The organism is Shewanella glacialimarina (genome assembly GCF_020511155.1).
GTDB lineage: Bacteria > Pseudomonadota > Gammaproteobacteria > Enterobacterales > Shewanellaceae > Shewanella > Shewanella glacialimarina.
Genome location: NZ_CP041216.1, coordinates 203,296 through 226,471 on the forward strand (window position 1 = coordinate 203,296; position 23,176 = coordinate 226,471).

The window sequence follows — 23,176 nt, forward strand, 5'->3', positions numbered from 1 at the left end:
GCCGTTAATATTGCAACGGTCACGCTATATATGATCTAAGGGAGTTCAGATGTCAGAAACGTTAAAAAATACTATTCCACAACAAGCATTTGATTGGTATGACGAATATGCCCATGGGGGCATGGATCGTCGCATGTTCATCAAAAAGCTCGGTTCGCTAGTGGCGCTGGGATATTCAATGAGCGTACTGACGTCAGCTTTACTGCCCAATTATGCTTTAGCAGAGCAGGTATCCTTTAATGACGCTGCTATAAAAGCCACTTATGAGATCTTTGATTCGCCGTTAGGGTATGGCAAAGGGCGCGGTTATTTAGTGACGCCGACAGATAAAACGGGTTTATTACCAGTGGTGCTGGTGGTACATGAAAACCGTGGTCTTAATCCTTATGTTGAAGACGTGGCTAGACGTTTAGCCAAAGCGGGCTTTATTGCATTTGCCCCAGACGCTTTGTTTTCTTTAGGCGGGTACCCTGGGAATGATGATGAAGGGCGGGCGATGCAAGCAACATTAGATCGCGCTAAAATTGAACATGACTTTGTTGCTGCGGGTAAGTTTTTAAAAGGTCATCCAAACAGTAATGGCAAGTTAGGCGCTGTTGGTTTCTGCTTTGGTGGTTATATTGTGAATTATCTCGCCGCTGTTGATGCTGAGCTTATTCAGGCGGGGGTGCCTTTTTATGGTACTCCAGCGGCCAAAGAGCTGCGCAAAAATATCAAGGCTCCCTTAATGGTGCAATTAGCAGAGCTGGATGAAAGAGTGAATCAGTCTTGGCCAGAGTATGAGCAAGATTTAAAAACTTTTGATGTGCCTTATCAAATGCACATGTATAAAAATGCTAACCATGGTTTTCATAATGATTCTACTAGCCGTTATGATGAAGATAATGCTGAGTTAGCATGGCAAAGAACATTAGCATTTTTTACTCAGCATTTAGCATAAGTGATTAATCATGTTTTCAAATTACTGATGTGCATAGCAATAGAGTGCCAATACCTTTATTGCCCAAGCCTAGTTTGAGCTATCGCTTTGATGCATAAAAAAGAGGCTCACATTATGTGAGCCTCTTTTTATTTAGCTATCCTGAGCTGAAGTTAACCAGCTTAATTTAGTGATTTTCACTCGCTCAAAGCTAATGACTAGCCTCTAACGTGGCCGTTACCAGACACTAAAAACTTTTCAGCGGTTAATGCTTCTAACCCCATAGGACCATAGGCATGTAGCTTAGTGGTGGCAATACCAATTTCGGCACCTAAACCTAGCTGACTACCATCAGAAAAACGCGATGAGGCATTGACCATTACGACCGAGGCATCAACACTACGCTGGAAACGTTGAGCACGCTCAGGGTTTTCAGTACAAATGACTTCAGTGTGATGGCTGCCATTTTGATGAATGTGATCTAAAGCTTTATCCATATTATCGACCACTTTAATGGCGATTTCTAAATCAAGATATTCTTGACCAAAATCTTCTTCAGCCAATAAATTAGCTTGCTTAAAGAAAGGCAGGCTGGTGGCACAGGCGTTGATGGTAACCTTATGTTCAGCTAGGTTTTTTGCGACTAACGGCATAAAGTCGTTAACAATCTCCTGGTGAACCACTAAGCCTTCTAGTGCATTACACACCCCTGTACGTTGGGTTTTGCCGTTCAGCAGGATATTGATTGCTTTGTCAAAATCAGCATCTTTATCAACGTATAGATGGCAAACACCTTTAAAGTGCTGAATAACCGGTACTTTACTGTTGTCTGTGACAAAGTTAATTAACCCTTCGCCGCCACGGGGAATGATTACGTCAATCAGGCCGCGTTGATCCATCAAATCCATCAGCAGTTGTCTGTCAGCATTAGGTACTACACTGATTAGTGCTTCAGGTAAGCCGAACGAGGCTAAGGTCTTTTGTAAAATACTGGCGATAGCCTTACTTGAATGAATCGCTTCTTTGCCGCCTCGTAAAATAATGGCATTACCTGATTTAAAACACAGGGCGCCCGCATCCGCGGTGACATTAGGTCTTGCTTCATAAATCATACAAACCACACCTAAAGGCATGCGCATTTTACTGATTTTAAGCCCGTTAGGCTGCTCACCTATATCGCGTATTTTACCAACTGGATCCTCAAGCTTAACAATGTCTTCTATCCCTTTAGCCATAAGTTCAATACGTTCTTGGTTTAGCAATAAACGGTCAAGCATTGCACTGGCGACATTATCTTGCTTAGCACCATCCATATCGATTTTATTAGCATCAAGTATGACTTTTGACTCTTTACGAAGCTCTGCGGCCATCATTAATAAAACGTTATTCTTTGTTGCTGTATCTAAGTTTGCTAACACGCGTGCTGCTTGTGACGCCTGTTTTGACATAGTTGTCATTAAATTCATGTGTTCTCCAAAACGGTTAAATGCTCTTTTGAGATAATGGAATTGTCTTCAGAAAAGTAGCCGTCGGTTGTTTTTATATCGTCTTGTTCATGGGCGATATAATTCAATAGGCAACTACTGTAATTTGTCATGGCTTTAGCCACTCTAGTTCCATCATCTGTAGTGACCAAAATGGTGTCTCCTGCAGAAAACTGACCTTTTACTTCAATAATATTTTCGCGGGTCAACATGTCTTCATTGTCACCAAATGGGGTGGTGGGGTCATTGATGATCACTTCGCCACGTTCGCGAACAGTGTGAGTCATCCAATGCACGGCTGGTGATAATGGCTCGCTACTGGATAGAAAGTGAGTGCCAGGGTTTTTACCTTCAAGTAGTTGGTTAAAAGAATTAACGTCAAAACCATTAATGATGAAGGTATCAATGCCATGTGCAGTGGCTTTTTCTGCAGCCTCAATCTTGGTTTGCATACCACCTGTGCCTGTTGAGCTTACGGCACCACCGGCCATGGCATATATTTCCGGTGTGATGACATCGACTTGTTGTAATAATTTTGCATCACTGTGGCTGTGTGGGTTTTTATCATAAAGCCCATCAACATCAGTACACATAATTAAGGTATCTGCATTTATGGCAGCAGCAGCCATTGCGGCGAGATTATCATTATCGCCCACTTTCAGTTCTTCAGACGTGACAGTGTCATTCTCATTAATAACTGGCAATACGTCATATTCCAAAAGTGACTCAATGGTCTCTTTAATGCTGACATAGCGCTCACGATTACATAAGTCGCCTTGAGTCAGTAATATTTGTGCCAGAGGCATATCAAGCAATTTAGTCCATATTGCCATCATGTCGTTTTGACCCGCAGCGGCCATGGCTTTCTTCAATGCTGTTGAAGGATTATCAACATTAAACCATTGACGACCCGCAGCGACTGAACCAGAAGAAACCAAAATGACTTGTAAGCCTTGTTTGCGGCAACGTTTAATAAAGTCGGCGATGTTTTTCAGGTATTTAGGACTGCAACCGTCACTACCTGGGGCAATTAATGCACTGCCCACTTTGATAACGATCCGTTTATTATTACTTAAAGACATACTTCCTCTTATGATGTGCTTTCAATCAATACTTGATTAACTTCTTTAAATTGGTCAGTTATTTTCTTTGAAGGCTTTTCGCTCCAAAGACTAACAAGCCATATGCTGAGTGCACTAATTAAAAACCCAGGTAGCATTTCATACACTAAGCTACTGAGTGTTGCGCCACCGTCTAACACTGGCGCATAAATCCAAAACAATACTGTTGCCGCCCCAGTGATAATTCCGGCAAGTGCACCGCTATAAGTGACTCGCTCCCACAGCAGACAGAACAAAATTAATGGACCAAATGCGGCACCAAACCCTGCCCATGCGTTACTGACAATGCCAAGAATATTGCTAGACGGTTGTAATGCCATGACTGCCGCGATTAGTGCAACGACAAATACGCATCCTCTGCCCACATTCACTAAGTGTTTTTGCGACAGCGTTTTTTTACTGTAAACACGGTAAATGTCTTCGGTGAGTGAACTTGATGACACTAAAAGCTGTGATGATATTGTGCTCATTACCGCGGCTAAAATAGCGGCTAATAAGAAACCACTAATTAGTGGGTGAAATAAGACGTTCGAAAAGAAAATAAAAATGGTTTCAGGGTCTTTTAAATCAACATTATATTTATTCACATACGCCACCCCAGTTAAACCTGTTGCTAACGCACCCAAAATGGTGACCGTCATCCAACTCATGCCAATACGTCTAGCTGTTTTGATATTCTTAACCGTATCAATTGCCATAAACCTAACAATAATATGTGGCTGACCAAAGTAACCTAGGCCCCAGGCTAAGCTTGATAATAATGATAATACGGTAAGACTTTCAAGGCTTTGACTGAAAGAGGGGATCTCTTCTAGTGAGTAAGCCATCATGGTTTCTGTGCTTTCAAAATAAGTAAGAGCCACCACGGGCACCATAACTAGCGCGATGAACATAATGACGCCCTGCACAAAGTCGGTCAGACTTACCGCAAGAAAACCACCTAGTAAGGTGTAAGCGACAACGACAAGCATGGTGATGAAAACGCCTAGCTGATAGTCGAGTCCAAATGCTGATTCAAATAGTTTGCCGCCGCCAACCAAGCCTGCAGAGGTATAAAGCGTAAAGAAGATAATGACGACAATCGCAGATACTAGCTTAATAATGCCATCTTTTTTATGAAAACGTTGGGCAAAGAAATCGGGCAAGGTTAACGCGTCATTAGCGACTTCGGTGTATACACGTAACTTAGGGGCGACTAACTTATAATTTGCCCATGCACCTACAACCAAGCCTAAAGCAACCCAGACAGTGCTAAAACCAGAAACAAAAATAGCGCCGGGTAAACCCATCAACATCCAACCACTCATATCTGAGGCTCCAGCGGAGAGTGCGGTTACTTGAGGGCTGACTTTTCTGCCGCCCAACATGTAATCAGATAAGTTAGAAGTGGATTTTTTAGCGGCATAAATTCCGATGCCTAGCATTAACATAAAATATAAAGTTAATGTGAAATAGGTATAATTCATTACTTTCCTGCGTTATCGTTTGAGTTCGACTTATATATTGTATACAAAGGGCTGAAAACATAAGTCGCAAGAATTAACCAGAAACAAAGGAGTTCCATTGAGTTCTTAGCGATTCTCTTAGGCTTTATTTTTGAGTTGAAGATTTTTCTTATAAAATTATTGCGTTTCATATGATTCACCACGAATGATTAGAGTGCGAACAATTATGATACGTTGTTAACGGGGAAGATCAACCCATGTTGGTAACTTTCTGACAACTATTTCGTTTTAAAATAAACAAAATAGTCTGTTTATGAGTTATTCAGATTTTGATAGAATTGTAATTATTAGTATTGAACAGACAGTTGGAGTGAATAAGTCCGATGAAAAAGTATGAAGAGTTACTGGTCTCTTTGCGGCAGGTTATCCGCGCAATTGATTTGTATTCAAAGAAGTTATCTAAAGAAACTGGTTTAACAAGCCCACAACTATTGGTCTTGCTGTCGATTGCGGAACATGACGGTGCTATGGTCAAAGAGGTGGCTAAAACCATTAACTTAAGCTCGGCAACCATTACTAGCATTGTCGATCGTCTAGAAAAGCGAGGGTTAGTGACACGTACGCGTTCAACTACAGATAAACGCAAGGTGGGGATCAGTTTAACTGATCAAGGCAAAGAGATAATTAAAGACTCTCCTAAGCCTTTGCAAGATCACTTTATTGCCCGTTTTGAGTCAATGCAAGAGTGGGAACAGTCGCAGATGTTGGCGACCATGCAACGAATTTCAAGTATGATGGATGCCGAAAAATTAGATGTATCACCTGTTTTAGAAGTTGGGCAAATATATCTGCATGAGTATTAGCACGATTAGAGAGCTAACAATTCAATGTTGAGTTAGCTCTATATAGCCGTTTTAATCATGATTAGAACGGTATGTTAAGGCGTGATCTCCCCTCAGAGAACACTAACTTACCTTTACTGTATACCGCTTCAATAGCCAATGTCTGCGCATTCAATAAATTAATATCGCCGTCCATATCAATAGCTACCCTGCCTTTGTGTGTCAGCCTTAATATATTTGCTGGTGACTCAGTTATTGAGGCTAAAGCAAGTTCAATAGGCACGTTGAATAGTTTAACAGCATCAACCATAGCTTGATGTAGGCTGCTAACTTGGCCCATCTGTAAATCAACTAGGTTACCTTTAGTATCAAATACCGGCAGACTAGCATTACCATCTGAGCTCATGGTCAGTTGGCTAATTGGAGTCTGTTTGTCTAGTGCTAATGCTAATGCCTTTGCAGCGGGAACTTCCCCCTGTTGAATAATTTGTGCCGTGGTGCTGGTGGTGAAGTCAATAAACCCACCCTTAAGGGCAAACTCAATACCTGCCTCTAACAGCGCTTTACTGCGGTTAATATGGGTTGGGTAGTACTGAGTAATGGGGATATCAAACTGACTAATCACCTGTTCAAGTAATGCTAGTTTACTGGGCTCATCCCCCACATGAATACTGACAATCCCGACTTTACCAGCCAACATGCCAGCTACTCTGGCTTCTGATGTGAGTCGGGCCATTTCGTGTGAGGTTATTTGCGAGCTGCGATGATCGGCAATAGCCACTTCACCGACACCAATAAATTTATCGATCAGCATAATGTCATGCTTAACTGATTGGGTAATGGTGACCATAGGCAAGTGGTAGGAGCCGGTATAACAAAATACTGATAAACCTTGCTCTTCTAACGCATATGCTTTGGCGAGAAGATTTTCTAAACTGCGGGTTTGAGCATCTGTCCCCAGTACGCCTATCACTGTGGTTACGCCACCCTTAATCGCGTCGTTTATGTGCATTTCTGGAGTGCGAGTCGTGTATCCGCCTTCGCCACCCCCACCGGTAATGTGCACCAGAGAGTCTACAAATCCTGGGGTTAATAGTCGTCCTGTTGCATCAATGACAGTAATGAATGAATTGGCGGTGAGTTCAATATTATCTTCAATGGCAATAATTTTACCGCCGCCCAACAGAACATCTTTTTTACCCAGGTACATTGGGGCATAAACTTGTGCATTTTTAAATAATTGCATGAAAACCCTTAGCTAAAATTGATGCTGACGGCAATAATCATAAACGTGATCGAAATGCTGACCAGCAGCAACATAAATCGCCATATAAATTTGGCCCAAACAAACCAATCTACTTTAGCTACACCAAGACAGCCAATCAGCGCGGCAGATGTTGGGATGATGATATTGGTTAAGCCGTCACCTAATTGAAAGGCTAATACGGCAATTTGACGGGGTAAGCCTAAAATATCAGATAATGGCGCCATAATCGGCATAGTTAACGCAGCTTGGCCAGAACCCGATGCGATGAAAAAGTTAAATATGGATTGAAATAAGTACATAAAAACCGCTGAAACGGTTTCAGGTAATTGTCCTAAAAATAGACCAGTATAGTGCAGCAGGGTGTTTAATACAGATGGAGTGTCCGCTTGATCGCCGCCTAATATAATCACGATACCCTTGGCCATGCCGACAATCATTGCCGCCGGCAATAATTCTTGTGCGCCTTTTTTAAAGGCATTGGCAACATCATTAACTTTAAGGCGTTTACTGAGAATGGCGATTAAACCTATCGCACAACCTAAGGTAAAAAACTGACTTGCCAGTTCGGGAATATAATAACCTCTGGCAATAACACCCCAAATAACCCAAACAATACCCAGCATAAAAGTGGTGAGAATAAGGCCATCGGTTAAATTGAATTTAACTTTTACCTGCGGCTCAGTTGAAAAAACTTCTTCGTTAAAGCAGGGGGATAGTTCAGGGTTTCGTTTTATTTTTTGGGCGTAGTGCATAGTAAATGCAACACCGACAGAGGTAAAAATAAACCACATTATCACTCTAAACTCTAAGCCTGACATTAACGGAAGGTCAGCAATACCCTGAGCTATTGCAACACTAAAAGGGTTCATCCAAGATGCGGCAAAACCAATTTGAGTCGCCACATAAGTGACTAAAATTGTCACAATACCGTCGTAGCCTATGGCGCGCATTAAGGGTAACAGCACAATACAAAAGGCAATGGCTTCTTCGCCCATACCAAATATCGCACCGCCTGCAGAAAATAATACAAATAGAATAGGAATAAAAGCCAGTTCAAATTTTTGGGTTTTAGCGATTAACGCCAAAATACCATTATCAACCGCTTTGGTTTGCATGATGATGCCAAAGGCGCCGCCAGTAATAATGATAAACATCATTACTCCAATGGCTGAGCCCCATTTGTCACCTGAAACCATGCCTTCAAAGGCAAAATTGAGAAAGCCAATTTCACCCTGTTCGGCAAATAAAGGCACACCCTGATAGTCGCTGGCAAACTGAAAGCTACCGGCAATTAATGCTGATTTATTGGTATCAGGATTGATAGCCACTTCAAAAAAACCTGCTGGGACAAAGTGGGTGGTAATTGCGGCAAATAACACAACAAAAAACAAGATGATGAAGGCATCTGGCATTTCTCGAGCTGTCTGTAACTTCATATTGTTATACTTTTTATTTTGGTGATAGAAAATGTAGGCCGTGCTATGCACGACCTACAGTGCTTAAGTTATTTAAAACTTAAAAGTATAACGTACATTCCAGCGGCGTCCGAGCCAATCATGTACCGAGCTGGCATAGCCATTAGTAGGTGAAGAAGCATAGGGTGGCTCTTCATCGGTTAGGTTGCGGACCGATAACAATACAGTGTGATTTTCGTTAAGCTCATAGCCAATACTGGCGCTAAAGGTTAACCAATCTTCAACGGTTTCATTATCAAACTTAAAGTCACCGTCACCCATGGAGCTAATGTAATGACCTGAAATGTTGGCATTCCAGTTATCAACTTCCCAGTCTGTGCCTAAATCAATAACACGTTCAGGGCGCGCGGTTTCAGATGCACCACTGAGCTTGCCTAATAAGTCTTCAACAGGACTAGTCGGTGTCACTTGGCGTTCAAACGAGAAGGTTTCAGTACCAGCTACATAGAACTTAAACTCACCTATTGTTTTGGTGTCTAAGCGATAGTTAACGTTATAATCTAAGCCGTCAGTACTTTGATTGCCAACGTTAAAATAACCTGTGCGTAAGAAGCTAATATCACCTCGTCCATCAACAACACAGCCAAAATTATCGCCTAACTCAGCAACACTACCGACCACGTTAGCAGGATCTTTAATACAGGCATCCAGGGTGGTATTCGCGTCAATATCAACAATATCATCATGCTCATAGCGCCAATAATCGACAGTCAATTGCAATTCATCGGTCGCATTCCATGACATGCCCACGTTAATCGCTTGCGACTTTTCTGCTTCTAAGCCTTTATTGCCTAAGGTTTCTTGGTCAAACTCTAATTCGCCTAAATCGGCACCAGCTGTGCCACATAATGCGTTATAAGCTTCATCTGCACCGCAATTAATATATTGGCTGCCTAATGAGGTGCCAGCACCCAGTTGAGATAACGATGGCGCTCTAAAACCTGTGCTCCAAGATGCACGTAATACCAGCTCATCGATTGGGTTATAACGTAACGAGACTTTAGGGTTTACATCACCACCAAAATCACTGTAATGGTCGTAACGTAAGGCTGCGATTAAGTCGAGTGATTCAGCTAATGGGAAGTTAAACTCACCATATGCAGCGTATTGAGTGCGATCTGCGGCGGCGTCGCTGGCGCCCAAGCCAATGATTTCATTATTAACGGCATTCACTGAAGGTTTGTCAAAAATATCTTCTTTTCTGAACTCGCCACCAAATACTGAACTTACCATACCAGCAGGCAGCTCAAATAAGTCTCCAGCGAAGTTAAAATCGAGTGATAACACTTCAGACTCACCCTGACGCACGCCAGGATCACGTAATGCCGCTATTTGAGCTGAACTGCTATCTTGGCCTAAATTAAATGGATTAAAGCTATCGTTTGCCACCGCGGCATCTAGACGATTGGCATTCATGTAGCCAGATACGTTTCTAATTTCATTGGTCGATTTACCGTAGCTCAGTGCCGACTCGACACTCCAATCGGCTATATCCCCTCTAATACCCGCTAACATACGGTAGCTTTGGGTGTCATATTCTTGAATTCGACGCTCAGGGAAACGCGTTCGTACTGTGATAAAATCACTCACGCTACCATCTAGCATATCGATATCTTGAACGTATTGAGGAACATTTACCGAATCACCGGCCACATAAGCCGTGTAGCCAGCTGGAGCTTCATAGGATGAGCCGTTATTTTGTTGAAACATGCCTTCAGCAAAAAATTCTAAACCACTATCAAGTCGATAGATATGATTCAGTGTAGCGCCTATGTTTTCATAATCAGGTTGAATGGCGCGTTGAATGACGTAGTCATAGTTACAACGACTACCACTTTTTTGGGTATCGTCACCACACCAATTTTCGGCGTAGTCATCACCGTCTATTGACATACGCGTATTAGACTCATATGTCACATTAACCGGTCTATCACTGTTAAAAATTGGATTGCGCGTAGCATAGTCAACCACAATGGTTGTATTACTATTAGTGGTTTCAAACCCGCCAGCATAGGTCAGATTGGTTTTACTGGCATCGTGGTCTGAAGTGTCATTACCATATTGTGCACTTAATTCATGGCCGACAAAATCTTTACGTAGGATAAAGTTAATCACCCCAGCGATAGCATCAGAGCCATAAATCGATGAGGCGCCATCGGTTAACACATCAATCCGTTCGATTGCAGTAAGCGGGATGGAGTTAACGTTCACAAAAGAGTCTGAACCGTTTGAAAATGAATCCACTGCAACACGTCGACCATTGACTAATACTAGGGTAGAGCTTGAGCCTAGTCCTCGTAAACTGACCCCTGAAGCGCCAGCAGGGGCACCATCTGCTCCTGCTACTCCGCCAGACTCAGAGAAAGTTCCAGCGCTTGATGCCTGGGGTAAATCACGTAAAAACTCACTGACAGATCCATAGCCTTTTTTGGCTATTTCATCCTGGCTAAAACTTTGCAAAGGGTTAGCCCCTTCCATATCGACACCTTTAAGGCGTGACCCCGTCACTTCAACCCGTTCTACTGTTTGTTCTGGTTGTGATTTTTCTAATTCGTTGGCAACGGCTAAGGCAACAGGTGATAACGTCATGCCAAAAACGGCACATAAAAGTACTGAACTTCTCATGGTAAGCTCCCGATAAATCTCTAATTGTAATTTTTAGACGTGGCTACACTGCGCGTGAGTCAATACGCTTGGCATTAATAAATGTTTGCAGGCAGTACAACGTCAATCAAATGATTGAGAGGGGAGTAAGACGGCTAGACAAAACTCCACCAAACACTAACGTGTTCAGTAGGTTATTCGTCCCACCATTCAGACAGATACCAATTACGGAAGTGGTATCTTTGGAAAAGAGTTGCTGAAAATATCATGTTATAAAAAATAGTCTTTTGTTGTTGATATGTTAAGAGGCTATCCGTAATATGATGCTTGAGTCAATACGTGGCAGACACTTTTTTTTGAGTGCAACCATGAAAATTATTTCTAGAATTAAATTATTTATATTTTTTAGCACTTTAGCTTTTTGCTTGTTATTGCAATTATTGTTTGTTGATAATGTATGGGCAAATCAAGACGTTTCACCAAAGTTAGAAAAACCATTATCACCTGGGTTTGATTTGATGTTAGTTGGGGGGGGCTTAAAAACCTGTAGCTCACTTTCACCTCATTCCTGCGTCGACAGCATCACTTTTTCACCTAATGCCAAATTATCAATCCAATATCACTTTAGCCTTGATTGGCTTGAGCGAGCACTTGATCATTTTAGCTTGCAAACATTATCTTTAAATCAAACTAACAATCTGCGCAAAGCCAGTCGAAAAGCAGCAAAAAGCAGCGTTAATTTAAACCAGTTAAAAGATGCTGTGTATCAGGTTGATAAGCATTTATTGGATGAGTTAACCGATCAGCAATACTATGCTTTACTCGATTTATTAGAACAAGAACAACACTCTATTGATGGCAGCCCCTTGCAAGAACAAGTCAGGATTGATGCCACAACCAAGCCTTATGGTCCGGCTATTTATCGACTATTTACCTTGCAGGCTTTACTAAAAAAACAGCAAAAAAATCCCGATGCGACACGCCCATTAATTGGTATTGTAACCGCTTCAGCCCGAGACCCGTTTGAGTCCATTTCTTTCTACATCAGTGCTTTTGAACAAGCTGGCGCTGATGTTATTTGGTTGCCCTTAGATGCGGCTTTGCAAGCTGGTATACATCATGATCAATGCGAGAAATTGCCATTGCTTCGCCAGCAACTGCAAGGAAATACTGATAAAGCGAGGCTTTATCCTGAACACACACAATTACAACAACGTCTATGTGAGTCACCCGAAAATTTGTATCAGCAGCTTGAGCATATTGATGGCTTATTTTTAAATGGTGGCGATCAAAGTTTAACCTTAACAGCTTGGTTAACGCCGGATAAAAAGCCGTCTAAAGCGTTAGCCGTCATTAAAAATCGCTTGGCCAATAAACAAATCGTGATTGGCGGGACGAGTGCGGGAACAGCAGTGATGACAGCGGCGAATATGATCACTGGCGGCACTAGTGACGGCGCAATACAGCATGGTGTATTGAGTGCCAAACCACCGAGTGAGCGGTGCGAAATACATCAGTGTGATGGGGATATACCCGCAACGGCAGTGACCTATCGTGCCAAGGGCGGGTTAGGGTTATTTCCTTTTGGGATAATGGATACGCATTTTTCTGAGCGGGATCGCCAAATAAGATTGTTAATGCTAACCGCCTCCACTGATAGTGAAATGGGATTTGGGGTGGATGAAAATACCGCGCTGTTAGTCAATATTGCTGATAAACATCTGTCGGTTATTGGTGAGCATGGTGTGTGGGTTATCGAGCAAACTCAAGCCCGTAAAGATGATAATGGCAAATCAATATTTAAAGGGGTGTCTCATTATTTAACTTCAGGCAGCCAAGCCGATATTGATAACAAACAGCGTCTGGCTAATATTGAATTCGCCAATCGGGTGGTTTCAGTTAATATGGCTGCCAATTATCCAGCTTACCAACAGTGGATTGTGCAAGCTTGCCGTGAGGGACGGTTATCGAGCAAACTTATCGATGATGTTGAACTTATCCTCCTCCCAAGCTCAACAACTGGGTGCAAACCAGTGCTAAACAATCAGCAAAGCTATCAAGGTATTAAGCTATTATTGCAGCAACAAGATGATTAACGATTACCTAGCTAAAACTGTTAAGGTAATAATATAAAAGTGTTTTAGCTCAAATACAGAGAAAGTCATGCATAAAACCGCAAGAACGTTTCATCAATGGTTGATGTTATTTTTAGGGCTGCAATTTGCGATATGGTCGGTCACGGGCGCTTATATGGTCTATATGGATATCGATTTTATCCATGGTGATGATTTGGTTACCAACCCGCAATCTAAAGTGCAGCCCGCCCAGATGAATTATTCACTGCAACAGCTCATTCAAGCTTATCCCCATATTGACAAGATCAGTGTCGATACCTTGTTAGGTGAAACTGTTTATAGGCTGACCTTAGCGGATAGCGAGTCCCCTAAAGAATTAGTCATTAGCGCTAATAGCGGCCAAGTGTTATCACCATTATCAGAGTTAACGGCCGTATCCGTTGCGCAATACTTTTACACGGGCAAGGGCGATGTTGCCGAGGTGACGCTGATTACCGACAATCCCCCTTTTGAGTTAAGCCCACGCCATTTGCCAGCATGGCGAGTCAACTTTAATGATTTTGGTGCCCCCTCCCTTTATGTGTCGGCACAAACTGGCATCTTGGTGGGCAAGCGCCATGAGTTTTGGCGTTGGTTTGATTGGATGTTTAGGTTTCATATTATGGACTACAGCAGCGGTGAAGATATCGATAATATGCTGCTGTTTTGGGTCGCCTTGCTAGCCAGTGGTGGGGCACTGACTGGCATGGTGTTAGTGTATTTCAGGGTGTTTAAAGGCCAGTTTACAAGCCGTAAAAAAAGCCGCGTTCAACGCGTGGGAGTTGCCTAATGCGTTGGATTAGAAAATTGCACAAATGGGCGTCGGTCATTGTCGGGATTCAGTTTGTGCTGTGGTTAGCCAGTGGCCTGTATTTTAATTTGATGGATCACACCAAAGCGGCAGGGCTAACCTATTTTAGTCAGGATATGGTGCAACATCAGCTTGATATGGCTAAGTTTATTGAGCCTAAAGCTGTACTTGAACAGCATAGTGATAGCGTGGCGCTAGATACGGTATTTTTATTGGCTAAGCCCTATTATTTACTTAGCCATCAGCAAGGCTTGTATGCGCATTCTTATCATGAATACACCTTAGTCGATGCCTATAGCGGTGAGGCGGTCACTCTTGATGAAGAGCTGGTAACAAGTTTAGCGCAAGCGTCATACACAGGTGAGGGCAAGGTAGCCGAACTCAAATTACTCACCCCACCGATTAGCGATTTTCCAAAACAACAAAACCCCACATGGCAGGTCAACTTTACTGACGACATCGATACTCAAGTGTATGTTGAGGCGCAATCTGGGCGAATAGTCGGCCACAGTGATCAGCATAAAAAGTTAGCCGATATCTTTTTTATGCTGCATTTTATGGATTATAACAACCAAGGCAGTTTCAATAATCTGCCTATGATGTTGATGGCCTTTTTCAGTTTGTGGTTAACCGTTACCGGGTGTTATTGGTGCATTGATTTACTTCGAAAAGGAAAATACCGCCGCAAGCGTCGTACTCGGTCAAAGCCCGCTGCGATAAAATTGTTATAGTTATTGCTAAATTAGGCATTTGTCACACAATGACAACAATAAAAAAGTTATCATCAGCATGAATTTAGCGTTATGCTATTGCCCTTATCGACTTGTTTGTTAGCTGAGCTAACGACCAAAGTTGTTTTAGATTGAAAGCATTTTATGGTTTACACGGTCAACTCTATTAGTTGATATTTTATGAGCCTATATTGAATAATCGCCATCGTAAGATGCTGTAAGATTTATTCAGTCCGGCATATTGGATTTTGAGTGCGATGCAAAAAACACTGAAAAACTACTGGCTAATTACTTTCACTTTGTTCGCACTTGTCGGACAAGGTTTGTTAGCTAATGGTAGTTCTATGGTGCCGATGGATCATCAACAATCCCATATGGTGACTCAAACATTGAGTGATGGTTCAGATAATAATGTGCCTCTGACCTCAATGCAGCATGTCTCCGCGATGACAGATTGTCATGGCAATATGCTGCCTGATCAGAAATCGCAGCAAGCAGATAACAACAGCTGTTGTAATAGTGTAGGCGGTTGCAGTATCGATTGTAATCATTGCTTAACCATTACCTTTACCGCTGACTTAAGTGATATTCAGTTAGCTATTGCTAATGCTCCTGCTAATCCAGCCCCTATCGCGGTGGCTGTAAACAGTTTCTCTATCGACTTCCCGCCAGCTTTTAGACCTCCTATCGTCTAACGTAAACATCTTAGCTGCGCATTTATGGTATATCGCCCATGTTAGCAGCAAATTTTACTGTTTCTTTTTAAACGAGTTTTAACACATACGAGTGTTAAATCGTTCGAGGTCTATATGAAAATATCCCCCTGTAAAAGCGTATTTACGTTTGTTTTAATGCTAACCACAAGCTTGCTGATGTCATCAGTGACACTTGCTTCCGAGGATGAACATGCAGGACATGATCATGCTGCACAGCCAATGGATGCCGTAAATAGCGCTAACACTGACGCTGACAAGGTTTTTAATCAACCTCAGCCGGCACTATTACCGACTAAAAGCAGCGCTAATGACGCGAACATCAAGTATGTTTGTCCCATGCACCCGCACGTGGTGTCTGATGCACCTGGTAGCTGCCCAATTTGTGGTATGAATCTAGAAAAAGTCATCCTAGGTGAAGTGGGCGAGGAAGTGGTTGTTGGGGTTTCTGGAGGCATGCAACAGGCTTTAGGCATGCGCAGTGAAACCGTTACCGAGGGCACCCTGTGGAAGCTAGTTAAAACTATAGGTACGGTAGAATACAATGAAAATATGATTGGCCATGTACATACCCGAGTGACCGGCTGGATAGAAACCCTCAAGGTGCATACGGTTGGCCAGCAAGTAAAAAAAGGCCAATTATTGTATGAGCTGTATTCGCCAGAGCTGATTAATGCTCAAGATGATTACATGCAAGCCAGAGATTACCTTAAGCAGGATAAAAGCCGTGGTGGAGTATTGTTGAACAAAGCTCGCCTACGCCTTGAGTTATTAGGGGTAAGTTCGGCGTCGATTCAGCAATTAGAGCGCACAGGTGACACCCTTTATCGCGTGCCATTTTATGCCGAGCAAGATGGACTAATTAGCCGGCTTACAGTGCGTCATGGCATGTACGTGCAACCGGGTGATACCTTGTTTGAAATCGTTGATTTAAGCAGCGTGTGGGTGATTGCCGACGTATTTGAAAATGAACAAAGCTGGTTAAAACAAGGTCGGCCAGTTGAGGTGACGTCTGCGGCGCAAGGCCTGTTTGATATTGAATCCAGCATAGATTACATCTACCCAGAGTTAGACCCAGTGACACGGGCAATGCGGGTGAGAATTCGCTTAGATAACCCGACTCAGCAATTAAAACCAGGCACCTTAGTGGATGTAAAACTGTTTGGTGGTCCAAACCGGGGAGTATTAGCCATTCCAACCGAGGCGTTAATTCTTACCGGGCGTGAAAACCGTGTTGTGGTGCAACGCAGTGATAACCAATTTGCTTCTGTACCCGTTAAAGTTGGCATGATTGCCCAGGGTAAAGCTGAAATCACCGAAGGCTTAAAGGCTGGCGATAAAGTGATTGTGTCGGGGCAATTCTTGCTTGATTCAGAAGCCAGTATTCAAGGTAGTTTGCAGCGATTAAGTGGCAGCAATAGTGCTGCACCTGATCCACACGCAAATCATTAATCGGAGCTCACTATGTTAGAAAAAATAATTAGTGCGTCGATTAAGCAGCGAGCCATGGTGTTGTTAATGACCGTGGTTATCGCATTAATTGGCTATCAAGCCATGCGGATGACGCCTTTAGACGCTTTACCTGATTTATCTGATGTGCAGGTGATTGTAAAAACCTCATATCCAGGCCAAACACCGCAGTTAGTTGAAGACCAAATTACCTACCCCTTGTCGACGGCGATGCTAGCCGTGCCTGGCGCGAAAACCGTGCGTGGCTTTTCGATGTTTGGTGATTCCTATGTGTACATTATTTTTGAAGATGGCACAGATATTTATTGGGCCAGATCACGGGTTTTAGAATATTTATCGCAAACCCAGGGGCAATTGCCCCCTAATGTCATCCCTTCATTAGGGCCTGACGCATCTGGCGTGGGCTGGGTGTTTCAATACGCCCTTGTTGACCGTAAAGGTAAGCATGATTTAGCTCAGCTTCGATCACTGCAGGACTGGTTTTTAAAATTAGAATTGCAAAGCGTTGAAGGTGTTTCAGAGATCGCCACTATTGGCGGCATGGAGCAGGCGTATCAAATTATTGTCGACCCACACAAACTGGCGCTGTATCAAATTGATTTGATGACGGTGAGGAATGCGCTAGATAACTCTAATAGTTCTACCGGTGGCTCGGTGATTGAAATGGCCGAAGCTGAGTACATGATCAGCTCTTCGGGTTATCGTCAAACCTTAGAAGACTTTGCCGAAATCCCTTTAGGCATTGTGGCTGAGTCGGGCACGCCAGTATTGATGAAAGATGTGGCGCAACTGCGTACTGGTCCCGCGGCTCGAAGAGGTATTGCCGAGCTTGATGGTCAAGGCGAAGTCGTTGGTGGCATTGTGGTGATGCGTTACGGTGAAAATGCCCTCGCAACCATCAACAACGTTAAAACAAAATTAGCCGAAATTGAGAATGGTTTGCCCGATGGCGTTGAGCTAGTGATTACCTATGATCGCTCGGAACTTATCTTAAATTCGGTGGATAACCTCAAGCGTAAAGTGCTAGAAGAAATGCTGGTGGTCGGCTTTATTTGCCTTATTTTCTTACTGCATGCCCGCTCAACCTTAGTGGCGATCATTTCATTACCGATTTCAATTTTAGTCAGTTTTATTGTGATGAACATGATTGGTGTCAATGCCAACATTATGAGTTTAGGCGGGATTGCAATTGCGATTGGTGCAGTGGTGGACGCCGCTATTGTGATGGTAGAAAACCTCCATAAACACCTTGAGCATTACCGCGACCAACATGATGGCGAAACGCCAACGGGTGAAGCCCATTGGGAGTTAGTGCGACAATCGTCGGTTGAAGTCGGGCCAGCACTGTTTTTTAGCTTATTGATTATTACTTTAAGCTTTGTGCCTGTGTTCGCGCTTGAAGCTCAAGAAGGGCGATTGTTTCATCCGTTAGCCTTTACTAAAACCTTTGCTATGGCGGCATCGGCTATTTTGGCCATTACCTTAATTCCGGTATTAATGGGTTATCTTGTACGCGGCAAAATTCCTGCAGAAAAGAAAAACCCGCTAAGTCGCCTGTTAATTGCTATGTATGAACCGCTGTTACGCGTGGTACTGCGCTTTCCTAAAATCACCATATTAGTTGCTATTATGGCGCTTGGCAGTGCGATATACCCTATGACTAAAATGGGCAGCGAGTTTATGCCTTCACTCGAAGAAGGCGATTTATTGTATATGCCTACCACCTTGCCGAGCGTGAGCTCAGGGAAAGCGGCGGAAATATTGCAGCAAACCGATCGCCTGATTAAAACCATTCCTGAAGTGAAAAGAGTATTTGGTAAGGTTGGCCGCGCAATTACAGCAACCGACCCCGCGCCACTGACTATGCTTGAAACCACGATTATGCTTAACCCACGTGATACTTGGCGTGAAGGCATGACACTGGAAGGCATTATTAGTGAACTGCAAAAAACCGTAAAAGTGCCCGGTATTACCAATGCGTGGGTGCAGCCGATTAAAACCCGTATTGACATGCTATCCACTGGGGTAAGAACCCCCGTGGGAATAAAAATATCCGGGGCAGACATTAATGAGCTACAACGGATAGGTGCTGAAATTGAAGCTGTAGTGAGCAAGTTGCCAGGTACCACTTCTGCTTTTGCGCAGCGAACCAGTGGTGGCCGTTATATTGATATCGAACCCGATCTTAAAAATGCAGCCCGATACGGTATGACCTTAAAAGATATTCAAGATGTGGTGCAAATGGCCATTGGTGGCATGCAAGTTGGCCAGTCGATACAAGGGCAAGAGCGTTATCCTATTATCATTCGCTACCCACGTGAGCTACGTGACAACATAGAAAAACTCAAAGACTTACCGGTACTTACCAAAACGGGTAAATATGTGCCTTTGGGTAATTTGGCAAGTATTACCATCAGTGATGGCGCGCCTATGTTAGCCAGTGAAAATGGCCGTCTAATCAGTTGGGTGTTTGTTGATTTACAAGACATCTCCATTGGCGAATACATCAAAATGGCACGTACTGCGTTGGATGAACAAATCACTCTGCCGCCTCGTTACAGTTACACCTTTGCTGGCCAATACGAGTACATGCAGCGAGTTGAGGCTAAAATGAAGTTAGTTATTCCACTGATGTTAATTGTGATTTTCATCTTGTTGATGATGACATTTAGCTCATTTATTCAAGCGTCGGTGATCATGTTAAGCCTACCATTCTCATTGGTGGGCAGTGCATGGTTATTATACTTGCTCGACTTCAATTTCTCGGTCGCGGTATCTGTTGGCATGATAGCCCTGGCTGGGGTAGCCGCTGAGTTTGGGGTAGTGATGCAGGTGTATTTGAATAACAGCATTAAAGATCGCCAAGCAGCAGGGCAATACAATCATCGCTCTGACTTAACCGAAGCATTAATTCATGGTGCGGTAATGCGTATTCGCCCTAAAGCCATGACGGTAGCCACTATCTTCTTTGGTTTGCTGCCCATTATGTGGGGTAGCGGTACAGGTAATGAAGTGATGCAAAAAATCGCCGCCCCTATGGTCGGCGGTATGGTTACCGCACCCTTGTTATCTTTGTTTGTTATTCCTGCAATATATTTACTGATATACGGCCGTAAAATGGCCAAGTAATTATGCCGCCAGGTATTGTTGACTTAATGCTCTCAGTAATTTGAGAGCATTTTTATATGTCCCACTCGCATAAAGCCAAATTTTAGTCCGATTGTTTATAAACTCTGCAATTCAATTCTTCCCTGAACAGTAAAAACGGGTGCATTTCTAAGCTGTTTTTGTCAAACTAGGATCCATAAAATAGATAAAAACATCAATATAATAATGACAACAAGGACACTTCATGAAAGCTTTTACACTGGTGTGTACCAGTTTAGCCATGGCTATTTCAGGCATTGCTCACGGAGCTGAAATTGATCTCAGCCATATTCAACGTTTAGGGCCTGTTAGCCAGATCACTGCCGCCCCACTATCCAAAGGTGATCATGCGGATGCTTTACGCGCTAATTTAGTTGCTAAGTTAGCGGAACAACTCAATCAAGTCGAGCCTGCGTCAGTACAAGTATTTAATCAACAACTGACCTGGCAAGCGGCCTCAGCCAAAGTTGAGGGGTTAGGCTGGTTAGCTTACCAACTCCCACTATCAACCCAGCGATTTACTCAGGGCACCTTTAAGATAAAAGGGCTTGAAAACCCACAAGTGTATTTAAATGGTCAGCTCGTTAAATCAGCTGATGAAGTGCCGCTGGTGTTAGCCAATGGTGATTATCAGCTCATTGTGTTAGCTGATGGCCAGCAAGCCGATGTGCCTTTCAGTTTAGATTGGCAGGGTAAGAGTGAGGTTGATGTACTGAGTTTTGTAAAGCAGGACACCCAGCGCGTGTCTGCTCAGCAGTTGTTTGATGCCAAAACGATTAGCAGTATGCAGCTATCGCCTAATGGTAAATACCTACTGCAATCAACGGTTGAGTATTCCCCTAGTGAGGGAGACAAAGCTATTTCGGTTACCGAGCTACGTGATGTTGCTAGCAACCAAGTGCTTTATCGTTGGCAGGACAGCTCGCCGCAAAGCAGCGCATTTTCATCAGATAGTAAACAGTTAGCTTATGTGACTGGGCAGCAAATTGTGCTGTTAGATATCGCCGATTTATCTCTAAAAATAGTAGCGGATAAAATTGAAGATGTCTCTGGTTTACAGTGGTATGGCGATACCTTGTTATTTAGCTGGCAAAAAACCTTTAAAGCCGACGAAAAAGCCACCTCAAAGCGCTATCAAGCACTGGAAGATCGCTGGAGCTATTGGCGTAATAACAGCCAGATTTACCAGTTAGATGTGGTATCTGGCGCAATGAGACAACTTACTGAATCTAAGCAAAGCAGCGACTTGTTAGACAGTGATGTCAGCTTAGGTAAGCTGTTATTGACCCGCTCAGTGGTTGACTATGCCCAACCTGCCCATGGCCTGACGCAATTATTTGAGTTGGATATTGCTAGCTTAACGGAAGTTTTAATTGGCGAATACCGCACCTTTGGCAGTGCTTTGTACGGCGAAAATGGCATGTTTATTTTGGCCGGTCCTAATTTTATGGATGGCCTAGGTAAGCAAGATCCCGCTATGGAAGTTAATGACTATGACGGTCAATTATATTGGCGCGAAACTAAAAATGAACAAATCACAGCCCTAAGCAAAGAGTTTGATCCTGCTATTACTAGCATGACAGCGGTTGCGGGTAGAGACTTGATTTTATCCGTGATAGAGGGTGATTTTGCCCCATTGTATTTCTTTGATAAAAGCCAAAATAAGTTCAGTAAAATCGATACGGGCGTCGAAATGGTCAACAGCTTTGGTATTGCTACCGATCAAGCTTTGCCTACCATTGTTTATGCCGGAACATCGGCTACTGTGCCTGAACAAGCGTATGTGATGAATATAAAGTCAAATCGCAAAGTGATGCTGTTTGATAGTAAAGTCACTAGTTATGCGACCACACGTTTAGGCCAAATGGAAGATTTTGACTTTACCAATAAACAAGGTCAATCGATTGATGGGCGAGTGTATTTACCTGTTGATTATGATGCCACTAAAAAATATCCAGCATTAGTGTATTACTACGGCGGCACCTCACCTGTTGGGCGTCACTTTACTGGACGCTGGCCATTTAATTTATGGGCGGCACAAGGCTATGTGGTGTATGTATTACAGCCTAATGGCACAACGGGTTATGGGCAAGCATTCAGTGGCCGTCATGTTAATTCCTGGGGTAAACACAGTGCGGACGACATAATTGAGGGAACTCAAGCGTTCTTGCAGGCTTATACTGCGGTTGATCCTAAAAAAGTGGGTAATATGGGTGCGTCCTATGGCGGCTTTATGACCATGTATTTAGCTACCCAAACGGATATTTTTGCCGCGTCTATGTCTCACGCTGGGATCAGTAACCTATCTTCATACTGGGGACATGGCTGGTGGGGTTATGGTTACTCTGGTGTAGCGAGTCGAGGTAGTTTCCCATGGAATAACCGTGAGTTATACGTAGACCAAAGCCCGCTGTATCATGCTGATAAAATTACCACGCCGCTATTACTGATCCATGGTGATGCCGATACCAACGTCCCTGTTGGCGAAAGTCATTACATGTATACCGCGCTTAAGTTATTAAACAAAGACGTAGAATTAGTCGAGTTTGCCGGTCAAGACCACCACATTAATGCGCGTAATATACGTTTTGATTGGTGGGACACTACAATGGCATGGTTTGACTTACAGCTTAAAGGTGAACCAGAGTGGTGGAACACCCTTTATCCTGAAACCAAAAAATAGTCTTATTAGATAGCGCCATCTCTTAACCAGAGTTGAAGTTAGTAAAAAAAGCCTCGCAACGCGGGGCTTTTTTGTCGATATTCTAAAGTGAGTTAAGCCGCTGTAAGCTCATTTACCTCACTTCAACCAATCAATTTTGGCGAATATGATGCTGATAAATCTTAGTTATCATATCGCGTAATTTATGAGTATTTAGCTTATTAGCCTAAATGAGCAGGCGTAATGTCTATCTGTCAGGGACCAAGAGCTGCGTATTGTTCGTCATGCCGGCGCGCTGAAATCAACAACTACCGATGTGACTACCGAAATACCGGTGAAGTTATTGCTCGATTATTTAGCAATAAAAGCCG

At 43.2% G+C, this 23,176-nt stretch carries 15 protein-coding genes; 9 read left to right on the forward strand and 6 right to left on the reverse strand.

Annotated elements, in window-relative coordinates; translation table 11 throughout:
* Window positions 1–49: 49 nt before the first annotated feature.
* Window positions 50–940 carry a dienelactone hydrolase family protein gene (locus FJ709_RS00865; protein ID WP_226412557.1) on the forward strand — a complete coding sequence of 297 codons (891 nt, stop codon included), beginning with the start codon at window positions 50–52 and terminating at the stop codon, window positions 938–940.
* A gap of 197 nt (window positions 941–1,137) precedes the next feature.
* Here FJ709_RS00865 and FJ709_RS00870 read toward each other — a convergent pair whose 3' ends face one another.
* Genes FJ709_RS00870 through putP form a run of 3 tightly spaced genes read right to left on the reverse strand, consistent with a single transcriptional unit; the run spans window position 1,138 to window position 4,990 of the window.
* Window positions 1,138–2,385: a glutamate-5-semialdehyde dehydrogenase gene (locus tag FJ709_RS00870; protein WP_226412558.1), complete on the reverse strand. Its 1,248-nt coding sequence runs from the start codon at window positions 2,383–2,385 to the stop codon at window positions 1,138–1,140.
* A complete protein-coding gene (gene proB, locus FJ709_RS00875) occupies window positions 2,382–3,485 on the reverse strand; it encodes a glutamate 5-kinase (RefSeq protein ID WP_226412560.1) in 1,104 nt (367 codons plus the stop codon). Before proB ends, FJ709_RS00870 begins: the two co-directional genes overlap by 4 nt.
* Before the next feature lie 8 nt (window positions 3,486–3,493).
* Entirely contained in the window at window positions 3,494–4,990 is a 1,497-nt protein-coding gene (gene putP / locus FJ709_RS00880; RefSeq protein WP_226412562.1) for a sodium/proline symporter PutP, read from the reverse strand.
* 362 nt (window positions 4,991–5,352) lie between these two features.
* On the opposite strand from putP, the gene FJ709_RS00885 reads away from it, so the two are divergent.
* Window positions 5,353–5,832 (forward strand): MarR family winged helix-turn-helix transcriptional regulator, encoded by a 480-nt coding sequence (locus FJ709_RS00885; RefSeq protein WP_226412564.1) that lies wholly within the window; start codon window positions 5,353–5,355, stop codon window positions 5,830–5,832.
* A 61-nt stretch (window positions 5,833–5,893) separates the two neighbouring features.
* Here FJ709_RS00885 and iadA read toward each other — a convergent pair whose 3' ends face one another.
* The 3 genes from iadA to FJ709_RS00900 all read right to left on the reverse strand — a co-directional run bounded on the left by iadA (window position 5,894) and on the right by FJ709_RS00900 (window position 11,178).
* On the reverse strand, window positions 5,894–7,057 hold the full coding sequence (gene iadA / locus FJ709_RS00890) for a beta-aspartyl-peptidase (RefSeq protein ID WP_226412566.1): 1,164 nt from the start codon (window positions 7,055–7,057) through the stop codon (window positions 5,894–5,896).
* 8 nt (window positions 7,058–7,065) lie between these two features.
* The gene (gene yfcC, locus FJ709_RS00895; protein WP_226412568.1) at window positions 7,066–8,514 is read right to left on the reverse strand and encodes a putative basic amino acid antiporter YfcC; all 1,449 of its coding nucleotides are present in this window, start codon (window positions 8,512–8,514) and stop codon (window positions 7,066–7,068) included.
* Window positions 8,515–8,586: 72 nt separating this feature from the next.
* A complete protein-coding gene (locus FJ709_RS00900; RefSeq protein WP_226412570.1) occupies window positions 8,587–11,178 on the reverse strand; it encodes a TonB-dependent receptor in 2,592 nt (863 codons plus the stop codon).
* A 347-nt stretch (window positions 11,179–11,525) separates the two neighbouring features.
* On the opposite strand from FJ709_RS00900, the gene FJ709_RS00905 reads away from it, so the two are divergent.
* From FJ709_RS00905 to FJ709_RS00935, 7 genes are all read left to right on the forward strand, one after another.
* Window positions 11,526–13,253: a cyanophycinase gene (locus FJ709_RS00905; protein WP_226412572.1), complete on the forward strand. Its 1,728-nt coding sequence runs from the start codon at window positions 11,526–11,528 to the stop codon at window positions 13,251–13,253.
* A 67-nt stretch (window positions 13,254–13,320) separates the two neighbouring features.
* Window positions 13,321–14,061, forward strand: coding sequence for a PepSY domain-containing protein (locus tag FJ709_RS00910; RefSeq protein WP_226412574.1), 741 nt, complete (start codon window positions 13,321–13,323; stop codon window positions 14,059–14,061).
* Window positions 14,061–14,813: a PepSY domain-containing protein gene (locus FJ709_RS00915; protein ID WP_226412576.1), complete on the forward strand. Its 753-nt coding sequence runs from the start codon at window positions 14,061–14,063 to the stop codon at window positions 14,811–14,813. Before FJ709_RS00910 ends, FJ709_RS00915 begins: the two co-directional genes overlap by 1 nt.
* Window positions 14,814–15,070: 257 nt before the next feature.
* Entirely contained in the window at window positions 15,071–15,508 is a 438-nt protein-coding gene (locus FJ709_RS00920) for a hypothetical protein (RefSeq protein ID WP_226412578.1), read from the forward strand.
* 114 nt (window positions 15,509–15,622) lie between these two features.
* A complete protein-coding gene (locus FJ709_RS00925; RefSeq protein WP_226412580.1) occupies window positions 15,623–16,978 on the forward strand; it encodes an efflux RND transporter periplasmic adaptor subunit in 1,356 nt (451 codons plus the stop codon).
* A 12-nt stretch (window positions 16,979–16,990) separates the two neighbouring features.
* The gene (locus tag FJ709_RS00930) at window positions 16,991–20,125 is read left to right on the forward strand and encodes an efflux RND transporter permease subunit (protein ID WP_226412582.1); all 3,135 of its coding nucleotides are present in this window, start codon (window positions 16,991–16,993) and stop codon (window positions 20,123–20,125) included.
* Window positions 20,126–20,348: 223 nt separating this feature from the next.
* Window positions 20,349–22,826, forward strand: a complete 2,478-nt coding sequence (locus FJ709_RS00935) for an alpha/beta hydrolase family protein (RefSeq protein ID WP_226412584.1) — start codon at window positions 20,349–20,351, stop codon at window positions 22,824–22,826.
* The last annotated feature ends 350 nt before the right edge of the window (window positions 22,827–23,176 follow it).

Coding starts and splice junctions, on each gene's coding strand:
- FJ709_RS00865 (WP_226412557.1), top strand. CDS start 50: ATGTCAGAAACGTTAAAAAATACTATTCCACAACAAGCATTTGATTGG.
- FJ709_RS00870 (WP_226412558.1), bottom strand. CDS start 2,385: ATGAATTTAATGACAACTATGTCAAAACAGGCGTCACAAGCAGCACGC.
- proB (WP_226412560.1), bottom strand. CDS start 3,485: ATGTCTTTAAGTAATAATAAACGGATCGTTATCAAAGTGGGCAGTGCA.
- putP (WP_226412562.1), bottom strand. CDS start 4,990: ATGAATTATACCTATTTCACATTAACTTTATATTTTATGTTAATGCTA.
- FJ709_RS00885 (WP_226412564.1), top strand. CDS start 5,353: ATGAAAAAGTATGAAGAGTTACTGGTCTCTTTGCGGCAGGTTATCCGC.
- iadA (WP_226412566.1), bottom strand. CDS start 7,057: ATGCAATTATTTAAAAATGCACAAGTTTATGCCCCAATGTACCTGGGT.
- yfcC (WP_226412568.1), bottom strand. CDS start 8,514: ATGAAGTTACAGACAGCTCGAGAAATGCCAGATGCCTTCATCATCTTG.
- FJ709_RS00900 (WP_226412570.1), bottom strand. CDS start 11,178: ATGAGAAGTTCAGTACTTTTATGTGCCGTTTTTGGCATGACGTTATCA.
- FJ709_RS00905 (WP_226412572.1), top strand. CDS start 11,526: ATGAAAATTATTTCTAGAATTAAATTATTTATATTTTTTAGCACTTTA.
- FJ709_RS00910 (WP_226412574.1), top strand. CDS start 13,321: ATGCATAAAACCGCAAGAACGTTTCATCAATGGTTGATGTTATTTTTA.
- FJ709_RS00915 (WP_226412576.1), top strand. CDS start 14,061: ATGCGTTGGATTAGAAAATTGCACAAATGGGCGTCGGTCATTGTCGGG.
- FJ709_RS00920 (WP_226412578.1), top strand. CDS start 15,071: ATGCAAAAAACACTGAAAAACTACTGGCTAATTACTTTCACTTTGTTC.
- FJ709_RS00925 (WP_226412580.1), top strand. CDS start 15,623: ATGAAAATATCCCCCTGTAAAAGCGTATTTACGTTTGTTTTAATGCTA.
- FJ709_RS00930 (WP_226412582.1), top strand. CDS start 16,991: ATGTTAGAAAAAATAATTAGTGCGTCGATTAAGCAGCGAGCCATGGTG.
- FJ709_RS00935 (WP_226412584.1), top strand. CDS start 20,349: ATGAAAGCTTTTACACTGGTGTGTACCAGTTTAGCCATGGCTATTTCA.